The organism is Desulfomicrobium aestuarii (genome assembly GCF_055385525.1).
Genome location: NZ_AP042427.1, coordinates 1,397,975 through 1,420,195, shown reverse-complemented (window position 1 = coordinate 1,420,195; position 22,221 = coordinate 1,397,975). Strand labels below are relative to the sequence as shown.

Sequence of the window (22,221 nt, the reverse complement as noted above, 5' to 3'; positions counted from 1 at the left end):
TTACATCCAAGTCATTGGAGTGATTGATCTGAAAAGTTGTTCGTACTGCTGCACGTATGCTGTGTGAGAAAACAATTCGGCCACACGCTTAGGATGATGTTTTCGTGCAACGGTTCGAAGTTCATCATCTTTCAAAAATAGAATCACAGCTCGCGCGAGTGCCTCCACATCGCCCGGATGAACCAGTACCGTAGCTGGACTATCGCCAAAAGCCTCCCGGCACCCGCCCACGTCGGTTGCCGCAACAGGCAGACCGACAGCCATGTATTCAACCACAGCATTGGAAAAACTTTCTGAATCCGAACTCAACACCCCTACGTCGAACATCGGGAGCAGGTCCGGCACATCCGTGCGACGCCCCAAAAAGTGGACGCTGTCACGGATACCCAACCCGCAAGCTAATTCATCAAGGCGTTGACGCTCTTCGCCTTCACCGACAATTACGAATCGAGATGCGGGAAACTCTCGCAAGACCAATGCGGCGGCATGCAAAAAAACATCGATCCGCTTGACCGGACGCAGATTGGCAACGATGCCGACAATCGGCGCGGCGGGCGGTATGCGCAAAGAGCTCCTGTGCTGTTCAATCACGACATGATCGACATGGGAATAAACAGACAGATCAAGACCATTCGGAATATGATGGATCATGCGCAGCGGAACGCCCTCGACAGTGTGAACCAACTGTCTGGTCGACTCAGAATTTGCCACATATGCATCAGGAATGGAATTCAAGATCTTTTGCATTCGAAGTTCAGCAACGCTCATCCAAAATCCCTGATTCTTTCGTGTAGCTATAATGCCGGGCACGCCTGCCAAAAAACCTGCTAGCATCCCAATTATCGAAGCATCACGGAAATGAGTTTGCAGAATATCAATTTTTTCCCTACGCAGCCAACGAACAAAACAAAATAATTTCAAACACGTTACAATACTTCTCAATGATTTTATATTCAGTACATGGATAGGACAGAGAGAATAATGCTCCTGCAACCATGACGAATTTCTCAGCACGCACAATCTGGGCTCGAATGCACTGCGATCAAGGCCATCAAGCAAAAGCAGCAGCTGGCGCTCGGTTCCGGCTGTCGGGGAATAAATCGCGTCGATCAAAAAGGCGATGCGCAAAGGGCCGCCCCCCCTCCGGCGCCGTGTGAATGTCAAACCCTCCGTTGCAAGAAATTCCTCCCACATTCCCAATCCCAAGCCCCCGTGCACTGCCAAAAAAATGAGTGGCAGACGCGATGCATGGATCCAGCCGTGCTCGCGGGAGATGAGAAACGTGGCCATGCCGACCAGGACGGCGTAAGCCAGCAGCGCCAACCCCAAGGCAATAAAAACAAAAGACAGGAAAGCGGAAAGGCCGAATGCCATATCGAGGCCCAGGAGCGCTACAAAGGCTGCCGTACCGCCCGCAAAGCAGGCCGGAGCCAGGGCCGAAAGACTCAGTAGTGCTGGGTGGTTGCGATAGAGACGTGTGCGCCCCTGACCATAGCGCCGCATCTGGCCGACCAGGGATGACAGGTTTTCGCGCGGGTAGTAGCGGACCGTCAGCCTGGGGCTGGTGAACGCTTTGAGGCCTGCCCGCTCCACGCGATAGTTGAATTCCACATCCTCGCAGGCGTCGAAATCCTCATCCACAAACCCGACCCGCTCGAACAGGTCGCGCCGGTAGGCCGCGCCATTGCTGACTGGACTGGCAACCCCTTCATAATCAACGTAAATGAGCGAATCCCCACCATGGCCGAAACGGGATGCCCGTGCCAGGGCCACGGACTGCTGAAAAGGGGTCAAGCCCGGAGGGTCCAGAGGCTGGGGGCGGCCCAGACAATCGGCCCCGCTCTTCTCAAAACAATCCGAGATATTACGCAAAAATTGATCATCTGGAATATAACAGTGGCCATCCACAACCACGAAATAATCCCCGCGCCCGGCCTTGAAGCCAACATTGCGCCCGGCGCTGGAGCGTATTTTGGGATTGTCGAGCAGGCGGACACGGACATCCTCCTCGGCGAAGCGGGCCACGATATCCCGCGTGCCGTCATCGGACATACCGTCGGCAACCAGAATCTCGAAACGATCCTTGGGATAATCTTGACGCTGCAACTGCCCCAAGGTGTCGGCAATGAACCGGGCCTCATTGCGCACGGGCATGACGACGGTGATGAAGGGCAAGGTGTTCATCGTTCGCCAACCTGCCCCAATAATCTGGCGGGATTTCCTCCGACGATCGACAGATCGTCAAAGGCTTTGGTCACCACCGAACCAGCGCCCACAACACACTGTGTGCCAAGGTCGGCCATGATCACTGAGCGTTCACCGATCCAGCAGTTCTCACCAAGCCGCACCTGCTCGAAAATTCCGCATTGCTCTTGGATGGGAACGCCGACCTGATCGAAGCCATGCTGTTTCTTCCCGCTCAAGACAGAGACATGACTGCCGATGGTGCAATTTCTCCCGATATATGCCGTACCGATAATACAGTACGCGCCTATATAGACGCATTCTTCAACAACCGTTGCCTTGTGAGAAAAAAAAGATCCAAAACCAATGTAAATATTGCACGAACATTGGTTCAGAGTTTTACTGTAATAGGCTGCGCGCGCGTAACTTCCCGATTTACCAGGAATCAAAGCAAGCAATTGGCCAAAAGAACAAAACAGACCATCACCTCCAACAAATCTTACAGCAATGAACAGCGGACATGTCAGTGCTGTTGCGAAGAGAAAAACGATCTTTTGCGCCAATTTTTTCATCGATTGCCAACATTCATGTATAGTTGAAGGTAAAGATTTGTCTGTCGCTCAAAGCCAAACTCTTCTTCAACAGACATAAGCCCTGCCCTTCCCATCCGTTCACGCAAACTCGAGTCAACTGCCAAGTCCAGAAGACCTTGGGCGATCCGCCTCATATCTCCTTGCGGCGCGAGGAAACCGTTCACACCATCTCTAACCACCTCCGGCGTCCCGCCCACACTGGTCGCCACCACGGGCTTGCGGCAGGCGAAAGCCTCCAGAACCACATTAGGCAAACCTTCCGTATGGGACGGCAAGACGAAGATATCGATCTCATGCAGGAGCGAACGGACATCGCTGCGAAAACCAGCCAGAAAGAACCTGTGCCTGATTCCGGCATTGACCACAGCCTTTTCCAGTTCGGGCCGCAAAAAACCTTCCCCGAAAATCACGAAATACACGTCCGGCATCTTCTCAAGCACCAGCTGTGCAGCCTCAACCAGTCCCTGATGATTCTTCTCCGGGCTGAGCCGCCCGGCCGTGGCCACCAGAATGGCTTCTTGGGGGATGCCCAGTTCGTCTCGCACGCTCTTTTCCGCAGGACCGGGATAGGCCGCCAGGTCAATGGCGTTGTGGATGACCCGCACCTTGTCCGGCCGCACACCGCAGGTCAGAATCTTCCGCCGCTGCCCCTCGGACACGGCCACAACGGCATCGGCCAGGCGCAGGAATATACGGTCCAGAAATTCATAGAACCGTACCCGCCGCGACTCATACGTCCATCCCCGAGACACGGCCACGGTGGGTATGCCTTCGATCCACGTCGCGAAACGGCCCAGGAGGTTGGGCTTGTAGCCATGGGTGACCAGCAGGCTGACCCCTTTTTCTCTGATGATCTTGGTAAGTTGCCGGATGGTACCAAGATCGAAGGGTCCAGCCGCAGTGACGCAGGCGCAGTCCAGGCCATAGCTTCCGGCCATGGTTTCCAGCTCCGTTGGGCATCCGTTCTCCTCAAAGCAGCACAAGGAAAAATGCATGGTCTCGCTCTCGCTCTGCCGTACATGTTCCAGAATCTGCCGCTCCGGTCCGCCCACGAAGTTCGAGGCCCGCAGATGCATGACGTGCATTTTGGCCGTCATGCCGTGGCACTCCAAACCTCGTCCAAAGCCGCGGCGATCCTGTCCCAAGTGTAGAGTTCCATGACCCGTTCCCGACCTTGCCTGGCCAATGAGTCGAATCTTTCCGGCGCGCGCAGGGCTTCCACTGCGGCATCGGCGAAGGACTGGGCATCGTCACGTAACAGTAGATGCTGCCCATCATCCAAATGGAGCCCTTCGGCCCCGATGGTCGTGGAAAGCACAACCTTGTTCATGGCCAGGGCCTCCAGAATCTTCAATCTGGAACCACCACCCACGCGCAAGGGAACAATATAAAGAGTGGATTCCGCAATGTACGGTCGCACATCGTCCACTGTGCCCGTGACCCGCACGCCCTCCAGGGTCGTGCCCAGCACCGTCAGCCATGCGGGAGGATTGCGGCCTACAATGGTGACCGTCACATTCGGCAAAGACTTCTTGATGAGCGGAAAAATGTCGTTCAGAAAATATGCAATCCCGTCCTGGTTGGGCCGCCAGTCCATGGAACCGGTGAAGACCAAGCTGCGATCCTGGACCGGATCTTTCCGAACGTAAAAATAGGCTTCGTCCACTCCGTTGGGCACCACGCTGACCTTGGGGCAGCCATAGGAACTGAAAACCGACGCGTCCTTATGAGACACAGCCACCACGTGGGCACAGGCCCTTGCCGCGTCGCGCTCGAAGCGGTCGAACTTTCGGTGCTGGATGCGGATGTATTCCTTTTTCAAGGGATGGGTCTCCGTCTTCAGGTACCGCTCCCAGATCCGCGCCTCCACATTGTGGGCCGAAAGCACGGTCGGACAGTCGCCCATCACCGCACGCACGGCCTCGACATAAGGGGTCCACTCGCAATGGATCAGATCAAATCGTTCTTTGGCCACCAGAGTTCGCACGGCCTGTTTCATGGCTTGTCCGGCATGGCGCTGCACGGAATACGGCAAGGGCGAAAGGAGGTTCCCAAGCAGGCCGGCATAAAAACCCGGCCCCTGCATGGCCGGAAGCTCTTGGCCAAGGTTCATGAAGCGGACGCCGTCGCCATCAGCCGGCGCCTCGCCCCGCCCCCAACTCAGGAATGTGATTTCATGCCGGTCTTTGAGTCGCCGCAACAGGTTCCAGGTTCTGATCCGCTTTCCCGTGTTCAGGGGAAAAGGGACTTCCTCGTCCACGACAAGCACTTTCACGGCCGCCCCGCCCCGAACATCCCGGCGCTGTCCAGCTTGGACACGCAGAAGCGGTACTTGCCCGAAGTCTCGGACTGGATGGAGTCCGCATATTCCACATCATGCCGCATGGACGTCCCGAACCTCTCTCTGACCAGGCGGGCGATGTCGGCGCGCAGCGCCTGATCCCGACCGCCATCCCCCTGCACCACGCGAAACAGGAGGTGATCGAGCTCGTCCTGCACGATCTGCATCTGCTTCACGCCCTCAAGGACCATGGCGAAATTCTCGGTCAGGGAGATGCCGGAGATGTACTCGCCCTCGGGCGTGCGCACATAGTCGGCGATGCGGCCTTCCAAGGAAGCGATGCGGGGGTAGGTGCGGCCGCAGGCGCAGGGCGTTTCTGCCATGCGGGCCGTGTCCCCCACGAGATAGCGGATGAATGGCATGCCGTGGTTAGTCAGATCCGTGACCACCACGGCCCCGGTTTCACCGGCCTGAGCCGGTTTGCCGTCGCGCAGGCACTCGAAATGCAGCGTGTCCATGTTTACGTGCAGACCCTGATGCGCCTCGCATTCGCAGGCGATGAGACTGACCTCCTCGCACCCGTAGCGGTTGGTTACCTTGCAACCGAAGACCTCTTCCACCAGAGCGCGCTCGAAGTCGTGCAGAACCATCGCTGTGGAGATGATGCCCTTGGGACGGATGGGAGAGAGATTGTTCGCCTGCACGAAACGGGCGAACAGGTACAGCGAGTGTGCATGGCCGAAAAGAAGGGGCGGTTTTTCTTTGAGAATCTGCGCATGAAACATGGTCATGGCATCTTCGTCCATCCGCAAAGTGTCGAGAACGGTTGTCCGCTCCAAAAGAAAGTTGCGCACGTAGCCGCGCCAGGACTTCTTGTACTCCGGGTTGCCCCACACAGCCCCGATCCGCTCGCCCAGACGCCAGCCGGTCCACTCGTCATGACGCAGTGCGCACCCCCGCTTCCACTGCAGGCTGTCCTCGTCCACGAAAAAGGACAGGGACACACCCGTGGATCCGGAAGTCTTCTTGGGAAAAAGGCGGTCACTTGGGATGCTGTCCGCCACCATGCGATCACGATGTGCGCGGATGTCGTCCTTGGTCAGCAAAGGTAGCCGCTCAAAGTCCTGCCAGGTGCGGATGTCCGCCGGGGTGATGCCCAGGCTGTCCATGCGATCGCGATAGAAGCCGGTATGGGCGTACGCGTGATCCAACAGGCTCTTGAGCCGGGTCCACTGGTCCTCGCGGACCTGCTCCAGGGGGCGGTACTGGGTGCGCAAAAACCGCTTGTAATGCTTCAGATACGGACTGCGTTCCTTATTTGCCCACAGCGGCGCGACAACTGCCCGGACGACATACGAATAGAGGTCGCCTTGATTCACCCCATTCATGGCCTGACCCCGTTTCTCGCAGCGCAGCCCTGTTCAACCGGGACGGCACTCATCCCCAACACCTCGGCCATGGTCCCGAACGTAAGCCCCTTGAACAGGAGCCTCAACTTGTCCTCTGTCTGGTCCAGATTCAGGTAGTGACGGAAGCGCGACTTGAGGCGGGCCTTGATGCGCGGCTGGTCCGGGTCGATTTCCCAGGGGTGGAAATAGAGGACTGCCGGCTGGCCGTCGACCTGGTTGATGCGGCGCATGCCCCAGTGGATGATGTTGGTCGGCAGCAGGCGCAGGTAGCCGCCGCCCGCGATGGGCAGGGCCAGGGTCTTGCCGGGCAGGGCCAGATTCATGGTCGTCAGGGGGAACTCGCGGATGGTGCCGTTTTCGCGCCTGATGTCGTGCGGGAAGCGTTCGGCTCCGGGAATGCCGTAGTTGTCGTGGAAGATGGGAAAGATGCTCGAATCGTACCTGAAGCCCTCCTCGATGAGGATGTCCAGGGCCCACAGGGAGTTGTCGGTGATGGAATAGCTCGGGGCGCGGTAACCCAGGACCTGTCGCCCCGTGATGTCCTCGAGGGTGGCCTTGGCCAGCCGCAGATCCTTGCGGAAGGCGTCAGGGCCGAGATTGTAGACAAGTTCGTGCCCGAACCCGTGGCAGGCCACCTCGTGACCGGCGTCCGAGATTTCGCGCACGAGCATGGGGAAGCGCTCGGCCACCCAGCCGAGAACGAAGAACGTACCCTTGAGGCAGTGCTCATCCAGCAAATCCATGACCCGGTGGGTGTTGTTCTCAACACGGGACGGATACACGGGCCAGTCGTCCCGGTCGACCACGCCCTCGAAGGCGGTGACCTGGAAGTAGTCTTCGACGTCTACAGTCAGTGCATTCAGCACGTTACCCCCGGCAGAGGGGAACCGTTGAAAATGCCATTCTGGCTGCGTTGCTGCACGGATTTTGAAAAGCTCATGTAGACAGATGCACTTCGCCTTCCAAAATCGGCTTGCGTCTTGCCACAATGTATTTTGAACAGTTCCCGAGACATGTATATTTCCTGGATGCAAAGATCATTTCGAAAAATACATTCTTGATTCTTTTCTGCAAAAAATGCCAATGACTTATTCATCTTGCAATACGCTCCTGTCTTGATTTTCCCTTGCACATTGGCACAATTGTTTTTTAACAGGATCAAATTCATGTTTGCCGCATCTTCTTCATCACAGTAAATCTACCAATTCCTTTCCGACATTTATTTTCCAATTTTTAATCATTTTTGTAGCAACAAAATCAATCACTAATACTGTATTACAGGCGTTTCATACAGTCGTCACGCGCCTTCATTCTTCTCTCCGATGTCATACACCCCAACATTTCCGGAGGGTGCATGAGAGCCATTGCGGAAGGACGAGATCATTTTGAGGGGCGAAGCGTAGCCGACTCCATCGGCCCGTCAAAACGGCTGAAGCAACCCAGTCCAGAATGGTTCTCTTCAATCCCCTGGCGCCCGCCTAAAAAAGATACGTCAACTGAATCCCCACCCTGTTCACACGGTAATCCTCATCAATATCATCCGACGCCGAATCCTTGAACCGGTACCAGGCCGAGAGCTTCATGCTTTCACTCAGGGCGTAGGTCAGGCCCAGGTTGGCGTACCAGCGCTTGGTGTTGTCGTCGCTATCGTCGAAGTCGTGACTCAGTCCAAGGGTGCCGGTCAGGCGGGCGCTCAACTCGTGGGACACGTTCAGCCCGAAGACCGTCCTGCGGGTCGTCTCCACGCCCTCCTCGGAGTCCTCGTCATCGTAGGAACCGCCGTCGGCGCTGTCCTCGTAGTCCTCAAGGGTCGCGTACACGCTCGCCCTGGTCCGCTCCCATATCTTGGTCAGGGTCGCGGTGGCGTACCGGCGCTCGTAGGTCTCGCCCGTGTCCGGGTCGTCATCGAATGTAATGCCCGTGGACAATCCCAGGATAACGGCCCCGAAGTCATGATTCAGGCCCGCGTCCCAGTAAAGGCTGGTGGAACTCGTGCCACGGTCCCGGTAGCGGGAATACTGGGGGCCGAGCTTCAGATAGACGTCGCCGTTGGCGGAATATTCGTAGCTCCCGCCGATGTAGGCGATATGGCGGTCCAGGGTGTCGTCTTCGGACAGTTCCATGGTGTAGGAGTAGCCGGACAGCAGCGAGACGAGGTCCGACAGTTCGTAGTCCCCATCCAGGAAGCCCCGATGGATGTTCTTGGAATCCTTGTCCTCGTCGTCATACCAGATGTTCGAGTAGGCGTAGCCGACCTTGGCCGAGGCGCGATCGCTGAAGCGGGGCGTGATGTAGGGCGAGAAGGTGAACGTGTTCTGCTGGACCAATCCGGAGGTGGAATCCTCTTCGCGCACGTCGCCGCGGGTGCGGTCTTCGTTGACCAGTCGGTAGGTCTCGGTGGCGTCGACGAAAAAGAAATCCTCGGCCGCCTCCAGCAGGGCGCGAACCCTCAGGTCATGGTTGAACTCCTCGTCCTCGGTCTCTCGGGTGTAGTAGCGGTAGTCCCCACTGTAGGCGGACTGGAAGAGCAGCCGCCCGCCCTCGCGGTTGTAGGACAGGCTGGGGCGCAGGGCGGTGATGAAGTCCTCCTCCCCGTCATGCTCCTCGCCGGCGTTGTCCGTGTACTCCCCGCTGACGCCCAAAGAGGCCTTCCACTCCGGTTCGGAGAAGGCGGGGCACGCGACGCTCATGGCGAAGAGGGCCAGCAGGACGGTCCGAACCAGCAATTTCGCGTATGTTCCAAGGGCGATGGGGGGGCGAGAAGAATGGTGCATAAGGGACCTCTGGGCTTCGGATGACGTTCCAAAAGGTTTTCGTGAATACCGCTCGTCGATTACGGGAAGATCACTCTCCCCAGAGAAATTTCCAGAGTCCGCCTTTTTTGGGAGCCGCGATGGTTTCAGCCGGTTTCGGCTCGTCCCTGAGGGCGATGTCCGACCGCAGTTGGCGCAGCGCGACCCACAGCTCCCGAACCATGGCCTCATTCTGCATCTCCAGCTTGTCCATGCGCTCGCGCAGGTCCAGCACGGCCGCGTGATCCCATACGGGCATGTACTCCAGGGACTCCAGGCGCTTGTTCAGGGAGCCGATGACGCTCAGGATCTTGGCCTGGCCCGAGACGGCTTTGGTCACGGCCTCCACGTTGGACTGCACGTCCTCGCCGGACGATGCGCCGCCGGAAACCGGGCCGTCCGCGGCAGCGCCATTCCCGCCGGACCCGTTCGCCTTCGGAGCCGTTGCGGCAGAACCGTTCCCGCCCTTCGCGGCGGCACCGTCCCAATAGTTGGACTCGAAGGACAGGTCCGCGGCCAGCTCGTGCACGGTCCTGCCGTCGATGGCCGTGGTCTGGGCCGAGTAGGCGTCGATCATGATGTAATCGCAGAGTATGTTGATCAGACGCGGGATGCCCCGGCTGTACGCGGCGATGGCCTCAACGGCCTCGTCCGAAAAGTCGAGAGCGTCCCGATTGCCGGCCTTCTCCAGGCGGAAGGCGATGTATTCGCGCACTTCTGCCGTCGACAGGGGCTGCAGGTGGCAGTTGATCTGGATGCGCTGGCGCAGCTGCATGAGGCCCGGCGCGGACAGGATGTCGCGCAGCTCGGGCTGGCCTACGAGGATGATCTGCAGGAGCTTGTCGCGGTCCGTCTCCAGGTTGGAGAGCATGCGCACCTCCTCCAGGATCTCGGACGACAGGTTCTGGGCCTCGTCGATGATCAGGACGGACTGGCGGCGCCTGGCGTACTGCTCGATGAGGAAGTCGTTCAGATCCTTGAGCAGCGTCGCCTTGTCCTTCCCTTCGGTTTCCAGACCGAAGTCGGCGTTGATCTGCATGAGCAGCTGCAGGGAGTCCACGCGTGTGTTGAAGACCTTGGCCAACACGCTGTCCCTGAGTTGGGAGCGGATCATGTTGCGGATCAGCGTGGTCTTGCCCGACCCCACTTCTCCCGTCAGCAGGATGAAACCAGCCCTCTCCCTGATGCCGTGAGTCAGGTAGGTCAGGGCCCGCCTGTGCGCCCGGCTCGGAAACAGGAAGTCCGGGTTGGGCAGGAGGTCGAAGGGCTTTTCGCGCAGCCCGAAGAACGAGGTGTACACGCTTATTCCGCCTCGCCGTAACGGCCGTAGTACGAATAATAGGAGGCCCGGGCTTGGGACTGGGCGCCGTTGTAGACGATGCCCAAAACGTTGCCGCCCAGGGCCTCGATGGCGTCCTCGATCTGGGCGATGCTCGGCTGCCCTTCCCTGACCACCAGCAGCACACCGTCCGCCATGCCGGCCACGGAACGCGTCTCGGCAAAGGGCAGGACCGGCGGGGTGTCGACGATGATGTAGCGGTCCGGGTAGCGGTGCTTGAGCTCCTGAAAAAGCAGACGCATGGACTCGGAGGTGAACAGCTCGACCGGATTGGCCACGGGCGTGCCCGCAGGCAGAACCGTCAGCTTGCCGATGTCCGTGCGCACCAGCACGTCGCCCACGTCGAGCCCCTCGCGCAGGCAGTCCGAGAGCCCTTTGTGCTGTTCCAGGGCCAGGTACTTGTGCACCGACGGCCGACGCAGGTCCGCGTCCACCAGGAGCACGGTGTGGTCGAACTCCCAGGCCAGGCTGGCGGCCAGGTTCACTGCCGTCATGCTCTTGCCCTCCCCCACGGTGGCGCTGGTCACGGCGATGAGATTGTCGAACCGTTCGCGTCGGGTCATCTTGACCAGGGCCTCCTTCAGCTTGCGGAACTCCTCGGCCACGGGAGACAGGGGCTGGTTGACCACGACCATGGTCTCCTCGGGCAGGCGCACGGCCGCCTGGGCCGCGGCCATGGGCGCGCGCGCCGGACCGGAACCGTTGCCCGGGATGGCGGACACGGCGTCGGCGGAAGGACTCGAGTGCGGCGCCCGCTGCGCGGCAGGGCCGGGCTGCAGACCGGCGGCCTTGGCCAATGCTTCTTCAATTCTGCTCATGAGGCTCCCTTATTGGGAGGAAACTGTTGAAATACTCCTTCTGGGCGCGTCGCTGCATGAATTTTTGAGGTTTCATGCATTCCTTGCCAGAATGATTTTTGAACAGCCTCCAGGAAATATTTACAGTATGAATGATTTCACGCCTTCAAAGAGTTGCTCTATCTGCGTCTTCCCGAGAACCTCCAGCACGGCCACCGCCACAAGGACCGAAAAGTAGGCCAAGGCGCCGGCCAGAAAGACGCGGTCGGCTTTCTGGCGGGCCAGCTCCTCTGCCGGCTTGGGGATGGCCGGCACAACGGCCAGGACGCGCTGGTTGAGGACACGCAGTTCTTCCAGACTCTTGACCGCCCCGCCCATGAGGTACGGCAGGATGATGAGGGCCATGCCCGCGCCAAGTCCTGCCACGAGGCTGCCGGCCATGATCAGGGGCCGCCTCGGGCTGACGAACTTTTCGGGCAGCACGGCCGGGTCCACGATGCGAAACGTCACGGCCTTGTTCTCCATCTCCATCTGCTTGGACACCTCGGACTGACCGTAACGGGTCACGAGCTGGCTGTAGATCTGGGACTCGTTCTCTTTCTTGCCCAGCAGATCGTTGAGGCCGGCGCGGATGGTCGGCAGTTCGCGCAGGAGCTGCCGTTTGTCCTCGATGGTCTTGAGCTGCGACTCTTCCTGAAGCTTGTTGGCCTCCAGTTCGGCCTGGATCATCCCGCGGGCCATGGCGGTCTGCCCGCCGGAAGCTGATGCCGGGGTCGGATTGGCCCGCAGGGCCTCGATTTCACCCTTCAGGCGCACGACCTTGGGGTGGCTCTCGGTGTAGGAGGTCCGCAGGGCCGTCAGCTGGCGCTCCATGTCGGCAAGGGGATTGCCACGGCCTCCGCCCGGCAGCAGGCGCTGCTGGGTCTCCAGTTCGAAGCGGCGGCCGCGGATGTCTTCCAGCTTCTTTTCGGCTTCGGCGACCTCGAAGCGGATCATGGTCTCGTCCACGGCCAGCTGCATGCCGTGCTCGGCTTTGTAGGCGTTGATTTCCGCATCCACGGCGTCGATGCGTTTCTTGAAGCTCTCGATCTGGTCGGCCAGGAATCGCGTGGCCTCCAGTGACTCGTCGCGTTTGGAGGCCGTGTTGGACTCGATGTAGACCCGTGTGACGGTATTGACGAGGTCGCGGGCGAAGTGCGGGTCGGAATCCGTGAAGGAGATGAAGAAGACGCCCATCTTCTCGTCGAGTTTGATGTCGATCCGATTCCGCAGTTCCTCCAGGTAGGCCTCGAGGGCCGCGTCGGTCGGGTAGAAAACGTCCTTGTCCAGGATGCGAAGGACCTTGGTCAGGGCCTCGCGGCTGAGCATGGAAACCGAAAGGACCCTGATCTTTGCCTCCATGGACGGCGTGATGGCGATGCCCTTGACCAGGTCGGAAATGACGCTCTGCTCGATGAAGACCGTGGATTCGGCCTCGTACTTCTTGGGCAGGACGTAACTGACGGCAAACCCCACCGTCATGACCAGCAGCGTGACAAGGACGAGCAGCCGCTTGCGGCGCAGCAACAGACGGATGTAGCGTTCAAGTTCCAGATACAGTTCGTGGTTCATTGGTCTCCCTTCGGGGATGGAACGTTGAGTAAATATGCTCCATCTTCCCATCCTCGGCGAACGCCTGAGAGCCATTCTGGCAAGGCGCAAGGCCGTTTTGGAGGTGAAGTGTAGCCGTCTACATGAGCCATTCAAAACGGAAGCAGCAACGCAGTCCGGAATGGCGCTCAGACGTTCGCCCTAAAAGAAGGATTCATTCGCGATGAGATAGTCCCCGCGCTGCAGCACGATGTTCTGGGACAAATCCTTTCCCTCCACCAGGTCGGCGGCCCTGACCGTGATGCGCTTCTCCGCGCCGTTCTCCCGGCGGACCAGGACCGTCTTGTTCCGGTCGGCAAACTTGGTGAAGCCGCCGCACTCGACCACGGCATCCAGGACCGTCATGCCGTCCTTGAACGGCAGGGAGCGCGGAGCAGTCACGGCGCCCAGAACATACACATAGGGTTCGGGCAGGGCCGGGAAGAAGATGATGTCGTTGTGCCGCAGATCCAGGTCCTGGCCCACGTCGCCCTTGTGCAGGAGGCTGTCGAAATCCCGGTCCAGACGCGCGCCGTCGCGCATGACATGGGCTCCGTGCAGATCGGCGCGGGTAAGGTCCATGCCGGCCAGAAGCTGCAGCAGCGAGGTCTTCTGTTTCAGCTCGAACACGCCCGTGGGCACGCCGCCGCCGATGATGTAGACCTTGTTGTTGACGATGTCGGCCAGGGACACGGTCACGCGCGGATCCTTGACCAGGGCTGTGAGACGTTTGGTGATCTCGTCCTGCAGGGCCACGGAAGTCTGTCCTTCGGCCATGAGTTCGCCGGCGCCTGGCAGGGAGATGCGCCCGTCGGGCCGGACCAGGGCCGAGACACTCAACTCGGGCTCGCCCCAGACGAAGACCTGCACGCGGTCTCCCGCGCCGATCACATAGTCGCTGTCCGCAAGCGCCTGACCCGCGAAGAGTGCGGCCGCGGCCAGCACCAGGCACTGCATGACGACGATACTTTTCAGACACAACGTGTTGATGATGCGCAGAGAAATCATTTCTACCTCCCTTTACCCAACAGGACGATGGTGAACGTTTTGAAAATAATGTAGATATCAAGAAAGATCGAAATATTTTTGATGTAATACAGATCGTAACGCAGCTTTTCGATGGCGTCCTCGACGGACGAGCCGTACGGGAAGCAGACCTGTGCCCAGCCCGTCAGGCCCGGCTTCACGTAATGGCGCTCGGAGTAGTACGGAATCCTCTTCTTCAGCTCGCCCACGAACTCCGGCCGCTCGGGCCGCGGACCGACCAGGGACATGTCGCCGCGCAGGATGTTCAGGAGTTGCGGAATCTCGTCCAGCCGACTGCGGCGCAGGAAATTGCCGACCCGGGTGATGCGCGGGTCGTTCTCCTGGGACCAGACCGCGCCGGTGCGGGCCTCGGCATCCTGGCGCATGGAACGGAACTTCATGAGCGTGAACAGCCGATCGCCCTGCCCCACCCTCGTCTGGCGGAAGAGTACGGGCCCAGGGGAATCGAGCTTTATGGCAAGGATGATGAAGGGAATGGCGGGCAGAAAGAAGGTGAGCCCCGCCAGGGAGGCAACGATGTCCATGCTCCGCTTGCACAGACGCAGCAGCCAGGTGACCCTGAAGCCGTGGCTGAAGATGAACCAGCTCGGCGTGATGTCCTCGATGAGCAGTTTGTGGGTGGCCGTCTCGTAGAAGGAGGGCGCGTCCACGACCTCGATGCCGGCCAGCTTGCAGCTCAGGAGTTCCTCGACGGGAAAGAAGCCGCGCCGTTCGGCCAGGGACACGACAATCTTGTCGGCCATGAAGTTTTGGGCGAGCCGGAGAAGACGTCCGGTCTTGACGACGTCCTGTCCCGGGTCGTCATGGTTCTCCAGGCCACCTTGAGTCGAGGGGCAGCTGACTCGTCCCAGAAGGACGTAGCGCCCATGGCGGGCGGCCACGAACTCCTCCATAAGTTCCGCCTGAAGGCCGTCACCCACGACGAGGACACGCTTTCCCGTCCCCATGAGGGCATGGTAGAATTTGACGAACAGAAATTCGAAGACCTTCAGGCCGGCGAAGACGGAAAAACCCAAAAACACGATCTGGGACTGGCCGCCCGAAATGTGATGCTGGTTGTTCAGGACGTAGAAGATGGCCATGGACAGCGTCGTCACGATGGTCTGGCAGCACAGGGCCGTGGACACCTTGGTCTTGAGGCCTCTGATGCCGAAGACGGACCAGACCGCCACGGACGGCAGGACCGTGACGACCAGAAACCCGCCGAGATCGTGCCAGAGATTCAGGCCCGAACCCATTCCCGTGAAGGACGGCGCGAGGATGGCCAGCGACGCCGCAAGGGCCAGCAACGCCCACATCAGGTCATGAGCCAGATTTCTGAGTACCAAGGTAGCCATAATGAACCTCCCGCTGCGAGACCGGTGAATAACCCGGTCGGGGATGCGCGCTGCCCAATTTCTTGTCAAAAAGATTGCTGCTTCGAAGGTTTCGCGCACTGACGCATCATCAAGATCCTCATTGCAGGCGAAGCGTGGCAATCGATGTCTTTCTTGCCTCTCATCGTTGTGCGGACAGGCAAAGGCATTGCTGAGAAATCCGCTCCTTCGTCATCCGTTTTTGAGTGCCTCGAACAATTTCTCCGCATTCGCCCTCTCCTCGAACTCCCCTCCCGCCAATGCCTGTTCCAGGGTGGCCAGGGCCTCGGCCTTGCGGTCCAGCGCCATCAGGGCCAGGGCCTGATGATACATGATGACCGGGTTGCCCGGGGCCAGGACCAGGGCCCTTTCCAGGACCTTGAGGGCTTCCTCGGCGCGGTCGCTGCGAATCAGGGTGTAGCCCAGGGTGTCGATGACCGAGGGGTTCGAATTGGCCCGGATGAAGGCGGCCATGGCCAGGTTCACGGCCTGCAGGCGCGTCGTCTCGTTGTCCGCCCAGAGCATGGCCAGGTTGTTCAGGGCCGGGACGTGATCATGCTGGGCCTGCACGGCCTGGAGATACAGCTTGGCCGCCTCGTCCTTGTTCCCGTTCAGCTGCACGACCATGCCCTTGCCCGTCAGGGCCTGGGCATCGGTCGGGGCGTAGGCGAGAACCGCATCGAAAGACTGCAGAGCCTTGTCCAGTTCGCGGCCGCGCATCTGAAACTCGCCCAGAAGTACCCCGACACTCGGATTCTTCGGCTCGGCTGCCATGGCCTTGCGCAGTTCCGCCTCCGCGGCGGCCCGGTCCTTGCGGGCCTCGAGGATGGCGGCAAGGGGCAGATAGGACTGGGCCTTCTTCGGGCTCAGCTGAATGAGTCGACGCGCGCTGTCTTCGGCCTTGCCCACCTCGCCCAGGGCCATCCAGGCTCGCGTGCGCTCCATGGTGCCGGCCCAGGGGTCGGCGGCCTCGAGCTGGCCGTAGAGGGACATGGCCTTGTCAGTCTCCTTGCGGGCGATGTGCAGGCGCGCCTTGGCCTGGACCAGACCGAGATTCGTCGGCGCCTTGGTCAGCTCCTCGTCGAGAACCTTCAGGGCCGTGTCGCTCTGCCCGTGCTGTTGCAGAAAGGCCGCAAGCATCAGTGCGGCGCCCAGGTCACCCGTGGCCCGCGCCTTTTCCAGGCGTATGCGGGCCTCGTCGGGCTTGCCCTGCTTGTCGAGAACCGCCGCCGAGGCCGTCAGGGCGCGCACGTCGTCGGGCTTGACGCCCAGGGCCAGATCGTACTGGGCCACGGCCTCGTCGGGCTTGCCCTGGGCCAGGCGGAAGGTGGCCGTGTTGTAGTAGGTCTGCAGGAAGGACTGGTCGGCGGCGCGGGCCTTGGTCAGGTAGTCGTCGGCTCCGGCCGCGTCCCTGCGGCCCAGGGCGGCCTTGGCCAGCGCGTTGAAGAGCACGGCGTCGGTCTTGCCGCCCGTCAGTCCGTCCGTCAGCACCTTCTGGGCCTCTTCGCCGCGCCCGTTGCGCAGATAGTAGGCGTGCAGGGCCAGGCGGGCATCGAGGCCCTGGGGAGAAACCTTCAGGGCCTCCTGCAGATCCTGCTCGCCGTCGGCTTCACCCATGGAAAGCTTGAGCAGTCCGTTCTTGAGCATGAGACCGTAATGGGTGGGGGCAAGTTTCCTGGCCGCTGCGTACTCGACCAGGGTTTCCCTCGGTTTGCCGGTCAGGAGCAGGGCGTCGCCCTTCAGGGCGTGCCCGCGGAAATCCTCGGGGCTTGCTTCGATCATCTTGTCGCCCACAACGAGGGCCTCTGCGCCGCGGCCCTGGCGCAGAAATATCTCGCCCTGCATGACCCTGGCCTGGATGAATCCCGGCGCATAGTCGAGGACTGTCTGGAATTGGGTCACGGCCATCTCCAGATTGCCGATGTAATAATAGGCCAGGCCCATCAGATAGTAGGTTTCCAGGTCGGGCTGAATGCGCAGGGATTTGGAAAGCTGCGTAACGGCCTCTTCGTATTTGCCGGTGCGGAGGTGGTACAGGCCCAGAAGCCGATAGCCCTCGGCCTTGTTCGGGAATTCCTTGATCATGGCCTCGGCCGATGCCTTCACGGCATCGCCCTGCCCCTGGTCGATGAGCAGACTCCCTTCCTTGTAGCGGGCAAAGAGGTCGGAAGGATAGATGGAGGAGATGCGGGCGTAGACATCGAGCATCCCTTCGGGGTCGCGCTCCTGGGCCTCGAGCTGTGCCAGTGCGTGCAGGGCCGGACGGTTTTGCGGATCCTTGGCCAGAAGGGTATCGATGACCTTCCTGGCGTTGCCGCGATCGCCCTGGGTCATGAAGTTGTGGATCAGGGCCAGCTTGGCTGAGACGCGGTCGGGCTCGATGGCCAGGGCCTTCTCCAAATGCGTCCTGGCGCTGGCCGGATCTCCGGCGATGGTGGCCGAGAAGGCCAACTGCTCCATGGCTGCGGCGTCGTCCGGATGTTCCTTGAGGTAGCTGTCGAGAAGGGGCACGGCCACGGCCGGCTTGTTCTGGAAGTTGGCGATGCGCGCCTGCTGGAAAACGACGCGGGCGTCGTGCGGGTTCTGGAGCTGGACCTTCTGGAACTCGCGCTCGGCCTGGTCGAGCTTGCCCGTTTCGACGTAGGCAACACCGAGATTGTAGCGGGCCTCGACAAAGTTTGGATCCTTCTCCAGAGCGTTCTTGAAGTGGACAATGGCGCCGTTGTAGTTGCCCTGTTGGAGCAGCGTCTGCCCTTCGGCATTCAACGATTCCTTGGTATGCCCTTTGCATCCGGCAATGAAGGTAACTACCAACAGCGCCACCAGCACAATCGTAAAACGAGACATGCATCCTCCTCAGGGAATCTGACCTGGAGACGGTTCATATTTGCCAAAATTCGACAGTGCGTTTGCCTGGTTCCAGGAGCACAGGCGACTGGATCGTGAACGGCCCGATCCGGAACTCACCAATGCCTATTCAATTCTGCATGGAAAGTGCAATGAAAAGCCATATTCATGCCAACGTGTCGCGAAAAAATTATGCCATGAATTTCAGCAGTTACAAAGCTCACAACATCCACCGCACGAGAATGACACTTTTTTTTGTCCACTCGAACCGGACTTGTCCGGCCGGTCCGGACGCAACTCCATTCGCAAGGACTCTGCTGAATCCATAAGTCCGAAGCATTATTTTCCGACAATTCCAATCAACATTTGCTTTTCGTACATGATGGTACCTATTTTTTATACGTAACCCCTTCGCATAAAAATAGGTAGCATGAAAATGAGATAATTTATGATGTAGGACACTTTTCTCCTTCCCATCACCATGGCATAAGTGCCATTCTCATCTCTCATGTTGGACAAATTTTGATAATAAAAATGGGGTGTTTTCGGACCATGACGGATTCGTGCGTAAGACGCGGAATCGTCTCGACTCAATATTTCTCACGAACGCACATCTATTTCCGTAAGACGACATTTCTCATACTTTAGTATGAGCTATCAACTCATACTCCCCCTCTATGCAGGATGACGAGCCCCATATCTGTTGCAAATTGACACAGAATGGGTGTCAATTTTTGCACTCCCGATGTCGGAAAAACTTACAGCCGATACTGGAGGGTGACCTGAAAATTTTGAAGACGAACAGCCGCATAGATTTTGATCCCCACGTTGACACTCATCGTTATTTACTGAAAATGAAAACAGCCTCGGAATCACCGAACATACCGGAGAGTAGCCATGCGAAACAGACTCCTGCACGCCTCCTTGACCGCGGCGGTCATCCTTCTTTCTCTCTCCCTTCCCCTCGCCGCGCAGGGACTGCCTTCAGGCCGCGAGGTGGCCCAGAAAATCCACGACCGCGATGTCGGCGACGACATGACCTGCCGACAGACCATGGAGCTCATTCCCTCCTCGGGCCAGCCGCGCGTCCGTGAGCTCACCGTGACAGGCGCGGACCGTGGAGGGCTGCGCCGCAGTCTGCTGCGCTTCACCGCTCCGGCGGACATCGCGGGAACGGGCTTCTTGGCCCTCGAAGACGGACAGGGCGGCACCGAGCAGTTCCTCTACCTGCCGGCCCTGAAGCGCTCCCGCCGCATCGTGGCCGACCAGAAGGGGCGAAGCTTCGTCAACACCGATTTCACCTTCGAGGACATGGAACGCCGCCCCGTCGACGACTCGGAGCACGCCGTCACCGGCGAGGACACCGTCGAAGGCGTGGCCTGCTGGATTCTGGAGAGTCGTCCCAAGCCCGAGGCGCAGTCCCAGTACACGATGGTCCGCGCCTGGGTGGCCAAGGACATGCCGCTTCCTCTGCGCGTGGACTTTTTCAGCAAAGACGCTGAGCCGGTGAAACGCTACACGGTGCTGCAACTGGAGAACATCCAGAATATCTGGACGGAGACCAGGGTGGTCATGGAGGACTTGGAGAGCGGTCACAAGACGATGCTGACGACGAACGAAATCAAGTACAACACGGGCGTGGATGAAAGCGCATTCTCCGTACAGTCCCTCGAAAACTGGTAGGGGGGCGTGGAAAAATCCGTTCCGGGCTGCGTTGCTCCCCGAATTTGACGGGCTCATGTAGGCGGCCACACCGCTGTCAAAACCGATTCTCGCCTTGCCGGAACGGGTTTAGAACGGCTCTGGGAGCGGCTTGGCCGAATAATGCATCGCCAAAAATGCGACGGCGTCAACCCAGTCCACCAAATTCATCCAGTCCACAAATCAGCCAAGACACCATCGAGAAAAGAGAGTCCCCTCGAAGCAACGATCGTCACAAGCGTCCCCCAGAAGCGCGATTGCTTCGATCCATGGAATTTTGCTAAAGATTTCCAGCAAACTGCCGAATTTTCATTGAGTGATCCATACATTCAACATACGTTCGAAAATGCCACGACACCAACACCCGCCCTCTCCACCGCCCCTCAGGGTCTTCCCCGCCCGGCCCGCGTACATGGTCCGGAGCGCACTCATTTGTCTGGCATTGCTCGTCCTTTCCATACTACCCGCCAGAGCGGGCCAACCTCTTCTGGTCACCGACCTCGAAACGACAACCGGGCCGGGCCCCCTGGCACTGACCATATCCGTGTCACGCAAACCGGACGTAATGCGCACTTTCCTGCTCAAGGAACCCGCCCGGCTCGTTCTCGACATGAGTCCGGCCCGGCTGGCCGGCGGAACGCGCAGCCTCGCGGGCGGCCTTGCACTGATCCATGGCGTTCGCGCCGCCCAACACGATCCGCGGACAGTCCGCGTGGTCTTCGACCTGAAGGCGGACGTCACGCACCGCCTCGAATCCAGGCCGGACTCGGCCGGACGCGGCGGGCACCAAATCGTCATCAGCATCTCCCCGGCCGACCAGGACCTTGCGTCACCTGTCAGCGCCCCTGCGCAAGAGGCCAGCCAGCCGGGTGGCAGCTCCGTGGCCGCCTCCACTCCCCAGGCAGATGCTGCGCCATCCGCCAGTGAAGCCGCGAAACCTTCCGGCAACAAGATCATCCTGTTCGGGCAAACCAAATCCGCTGAGCAACCGGCCGCAACGCCCTCCCCCTGGGGCGACTTCGAGCTCTCGGGCTTCCTCGCGGCCAAGGCCTCGCAGGAGCTTGTCGAGGACGAATACCCCGAACAGGCACGCGGTTTCCGCAACACCGTGCGCGTCGAGGGCAAGTGGATGCCCCCCCTGCCCGCCAACGAGGTCCGCGACGCATCGGGCACGTACCTGCTGGCTTCGGCCCAGTCAGATTATCTCGGTTTCGGCCCGGACCCGTCGGACGACGACCACGACCTGGACCTCTTCGAGGCCTACGTCCACCACGCCGCTCCCGGGTGGGAGTTGCGCGCGGGCCGGCAGATCGTGCGATGGGGCAAGACGGACCAGATCAGCCCCTTGGACAACCTGAACCCCCAGGACATGCGCGAGTTTTTCATCCCGGATCTTGAAGAGCGCAAACTCCCCAACTGGATGACCCGGGCCCGGGTCTTCCCGAGGGACGCCGGCCCCTTGGGGGCAATCGCCCTGGAGGCGGTCTTCATCCCCTTCTTCAGGGAAAACGAATACGACTGGACGGGCAACACCTGGGCCCTGCTGGGCGTGGAGGACACGGGTCTGCGCATCGACAAGGACGAGCCCGGCAAGAGCCTGGACAATTCGGACTACGGTCTGCGGGCCGCAGCCACCATCGCCGGCTGGGATCTGGCCGTGAGCTGGCTGCAGGCCACCGAAAAAACTCCGCGTCTGCGCATGGACCCCTTCAACCCCAAGGGTCCGACCCTGCAGGCCGACTACGGGCGGCAGAACATCTTCGGCTTCGAGTTCGAGACCACCCTGGAAAAATTCGGCTTCCGCGGCGAAGCGGCCTACTCCGACCTCCAGTCCGTCAACACCGAGGACTTCGACCCCGTCTCGCCCCCGGTCTCGTACTGGGTCGTCGGTCTCGACTACATCGGCGAGGCCGACTGGTACGCCAACGTCCAGCTCTCGCACCAGCACCTGTTTGAATACGACGAGGACACCCTTTTCCTGAAACGGGACAACTTCTACCTGAACGGTGAGCTGAACAAGGAATTCTGGCGCGGCAACTTCATGCTCAAACTGCGCTACGCCGTGGACATCCAGGACGGGGGTTCCTTCCTTACCCCCGAGGCCATCCTGACCTATTTCAAAAACCTCGAGCTCTCCCTCGGGACGAACCTCTTCTTCGGCCCCCGGGATTCCCTCTTCGGCCGCTATCGCGACAACGACCAAGTTTTTTTGCAGGCCACGTACCGGTTTTGAGCCGGAACCATGAG

The 22,221-nt window shown here is 59.8% G+C and carries 15 protein-coding genes; 2 read left to right on the top strand and 13 right to left on the bottom strand.

The features are described from left to right. The 13 genes from ACZ5AC_RS06475 to prsT all read right to left on the bottom strand — a co-directional run bounded on the left by ACZ5AC_RS06475 (position 1) and on the right by prsT (position 18,273). Positions 1 to 2,184 (bottom strand): glycosyltransferase, encoded by a 2,184-nt coding sequence (locus tag ACZ5AC_RS06475; RefSeq protein WP_464250135.1) that lies wholly within the window; start codon positions 2,182 to 2,184, stop codon positions 1 to 3. Beyond that, on the bottom strand, positions 2,181 to 2,756 hold the full coding sequence (locus ACZ5AC_RS06470) for an acyltransferase (protein ID WP_464250134.1): 576 nt from the start codon (positions 2,754 to 2,756) through the stop codon (positions 2,181 to 2,183). Before ACZ5AC_RS06470 ends, ACZ5AC_RS06475 begins: the two co-directional genes overlap by 4 nt. Further along, the gene (locus ACZ5AC_RS06465; protein WP_464250133.1) at positions 2,753 to 3,874 is read right to left on the bottom strand and encodes a glycosyltransferase; all 1,122 of its coding nucleotides are present in this window, start codon (positions 3,872 to 3,874) and stop codon (positions 2,753 to 2,755) included. The genes ACZ5AC_RS06470 and ACZ5AC_RS06465 overlap by 4 nt, the downstream gene beginning before the upstream one ends. Next, positions 3,871 to 5,052 (bottom strand): glycosyltransferase family 4 protein, encoded by a 1,182-nt coding sequence (locus tag ACZ5AC_RS06460; protein WP_464250132.1) that lies wholly within the window; start codon positions 5,050 to 5,052, stop codon positions 3,871 to 3,873. Before ACZ5AC_RS06460 ends, ACZ5AC_RS06465 begins: the two co-directional genes overlap by 4 nt. Next, positions 5,049 to 6,446 carry a phenylacetate--CoA ligase family protein gene (locus tag ACZ5AC_RS06455; RefSeq protein WP_464250131.1) on the bottom strand — a complete coding sequence of 466 codons (1,398 nt, stop codon included), beginning with the start codon at positions 6,444 to 6,446 and terminating at the stop codon, positions 5,049 to 5,051. The genes ACZ5AC_RS06460 and ACZ5AC_RS06455 overlap by 4 nt, the downstream gene beginning before the upstream one ends. Then, positions 6,443 to 7,333 carry an XrtA system polysaccharide deacetylase gene (locus ACZ5AC_RS06450; RefSeq protein WP_464250130.1) on the bottom strand — a complete coding sequence of 297 codons (891 nt, stop codon included), beginning with the start codon at positions 7,331 to 7,333 and terminating at the stop codon, positions 6,443 to 6,445. Before ACZ5AC_RS06450 ends, ACZ5AC_RS06455 begins: the two co-directional genes overlap by 4 nt. 612 nt (positions 7,334 to 7,945) lie before the next feature. Beyond that, positions 7,946 to 9,241: a TIGR03016 family PEP-CTERM system-associated outer membrane protein gene (locus ACZ5AC_RS06445; protein ID WP_464250129.1), complete on the bottom strand. Its 1,296-nt coding sequence runs from the start codon at positions 9,239 to 9,241 to the stop codon at positions 7,946 to 7,948. Between the two features lie 70 nt (positions 9,242 to 9,311). Continuing rightward, on the bottom strand, positions 9,312 to 10,559 hold the full coding sequence (locus ACZ5AC_RS06440) for an XrtA/PEP-CTERM system-associated ATPase (RefSeq protein ID WP_464250128.1): 1,248 nt from the start codon (positions 10,557 to 10,559) through the stop codon (positions 9,312 to 9,314). Positions 10,560 to 10,561: 2 nt separating this feature from the next. After that, positions 10,562 to 11,416: an XrtA-associated tyrosine autokinase gene (locus ACZ5AC_RS06435; protein ID WP_464250127.1), complete on the bottom strand. Its 855-nt coding sequence runs from the start codon at positions 11,414 to 11,416 to the stop codon at positions 10,562 to 10,564. Between the two features lie 120 nt (positions 11,417 to 11,536). After that, positions 11,537 to 13,006, bottom strand: a complete 1,470-nt coding sequence (locus tag ACZ5AC_RS06430) for an XrtA system polysaccharide chain length determinant (protein WP_464250126.1) — start codon at positions 13,004 to 13,006, stop codon at positions 11,537 to 11,539. Between the two features lie 180 nt (positions 13,007 to 13,186). Then, a complete protein-coding gene (locus ACZ5AC_RS06425) occupies positions 13,187 to 14,032 on the bottom strand; it encodes a polysaccharide biosynthesis/export family protein (protein WP_464250125.1) in 846 nt (281 codons plus the stop codon). Positions 14,033 to 14,034: 2 nt separating this feature from the next. Continuing rightward, a complete protein-coding gene (locus tag ACZ5AC_RS06420) occupies positions 14,035 to 15,408 on the bottom strand; it encodes a TIGR03013 family XrtA/PEP-CTERM system glycosyltransferase (RefSeq protein ID WP_464250124.1) in 1,374 nt (457 codons plus the stop codon). Positions 15,409 to 15,618: 210 nt separating this feature from the next. Then, the gene (gene prsT / locus ACZ5AC_RS06415; protein ID WP_464250123.1) at positions 15,619 to 18,273 is read right to left on the bottom strand and encodes an XrtA/PEP-CTERM system TPR-repeat protein PrsT; all 2,655 of its coding nucleotides are present in this window, start codon (positions 18,271 to 18,273) and stop codon (positions 15,619 to 15,621) included. An 897-nt stretch (positions 18,274 to 19,170) separates the two neighbouring features. Between prsT and ACZ5AC_RS06410 the strand changes: the two genes are divergently transcribed. Both ACZ5AC_RS06410 and ACZ5AC_RS06405 read left to right on the top strand, forming a co-directional pair. After that, positions 19,171 to 19,956: an outer membrane lipoprotein-sorting protein gene (locus ACZ5AC_RS06410; RefSeq protein WP_464250122.1), complete on the top strand. Its 786-nt coding sequence runs from the start codon at positions 19,171 to 19,173 to the stop codon at positions 19,954 to 19,956. A 364-nt stretch (positions 19,957 to 20,320) separates the two neighbouring features. Next, positions 20,321 to 22,207 (top strand): DUF1302 family protein, encoded by a 1,887-nt coding sequence (locus ACZ5AC_RS06405; protein ID WP_464250121.1) that lies wholly within the window; start codon positions 20,321 to 20,323, stop codon positions 22,205 to 22,207. The last annotated feature ends 14 nt before the right edge of the window (positions 22,208 to 22,221 follow it).

What these genes read in the sequence shown, in the direction of transcription:
- ACZ5AC_RS06445 (WP_464250129.1), bottom strand. Translation starts at nt 9,241, where the DNA reads ATGCACCATTCTTCTCGCCCCCCCATCGCCCTTGGAACATACGCGAAA.
- ACZ5AC_RS06465 (WP_464250133.1), bottom strand. Translation starts at nt 3,874, where the DNA reads ATGACGGCCAAAATGCACGTCATGCATCTGCGGGCCTCGAACTTCGTG.
- prsT (WP_464250123.1), bottom strand. Translation starts at nt 18,273, where the DNA reads ATGTCTCGTTTTACGATTGTGCTGGTGGCGCTGTTGGTAGTTACCTTC.
- ACZ5AC_RS06430 (WP_464250126.1), bottom strand. Translation starts at nt 13,006, where the DNA reads ATGAACCACGAACTGTATCTGGAACTTGAACGCTACATCCGTCTGTTG.
- ACZ5AC_RS06420 (WP_464250124.1), bottom strand. Translation starts at nt 15,408, where the DNA reads ATGGCTACCTTGGTACTCAGAAATCTGGCTCATGACCTGATGTGGGCG.
- ACZ5AC_RS06425 (WP_464250125.1), bottom strand. Translation starts at nt 14,032, where the DNA reads ATGATTTCTCTGCGCATCATCAACACGTTGTGTCTGAAAAGTATCGTC.
- ACZ5AC_RS06410 (WP_464250122.1), top strand. Translation starts at nt 19,171, where the DNA reads ATGCGAAACAGACTCCTGCACGCCTCCTTGACCGCGGCGGTCATCCTT.
- ACZ5AC_RS06470 (WP_464250134.1), bottom strand. Translation starts at nt 2,756, where the DNA reads ATGAAAAAATTGGCGCAAAAGATCGTTTTTCTCTTCGCAACAGCACTG.
- ACZ5AC_RS06405 (WP_464250121.1), top strand. Translation starts at nt 20,321, where the DNA reads ATGCCACGACACCAACACCCGCCCTCTCCACCGCCCCTCAGGGTCTTC.
- ACZ5AC_RS06435 (WP_464250127.1), bottom strand. Translation starts at nt 11,416, where the DNA reads ATGAGCAGAATTGAAGAAGCATTGGCCAAGGCCGCCGGTCTGCAGCCC.
- ACZ5AC_RS06455 (WP_464250131.1), bottom strand. Translation starts at nt 6,446, where the DNA reads ATGAATGGGGTGAATCAAGGCGACCTCTATTCGTATGTCGTCCGGGCA.
- ACZ5AC_RS06475 (WP_464250135.1), bottom strand. Translation starts at nt 2,184, where the DNA reads ATGAACACCTTGCCCTTCATCACCGTCGTCATGCCCGTGCGCAATGAG.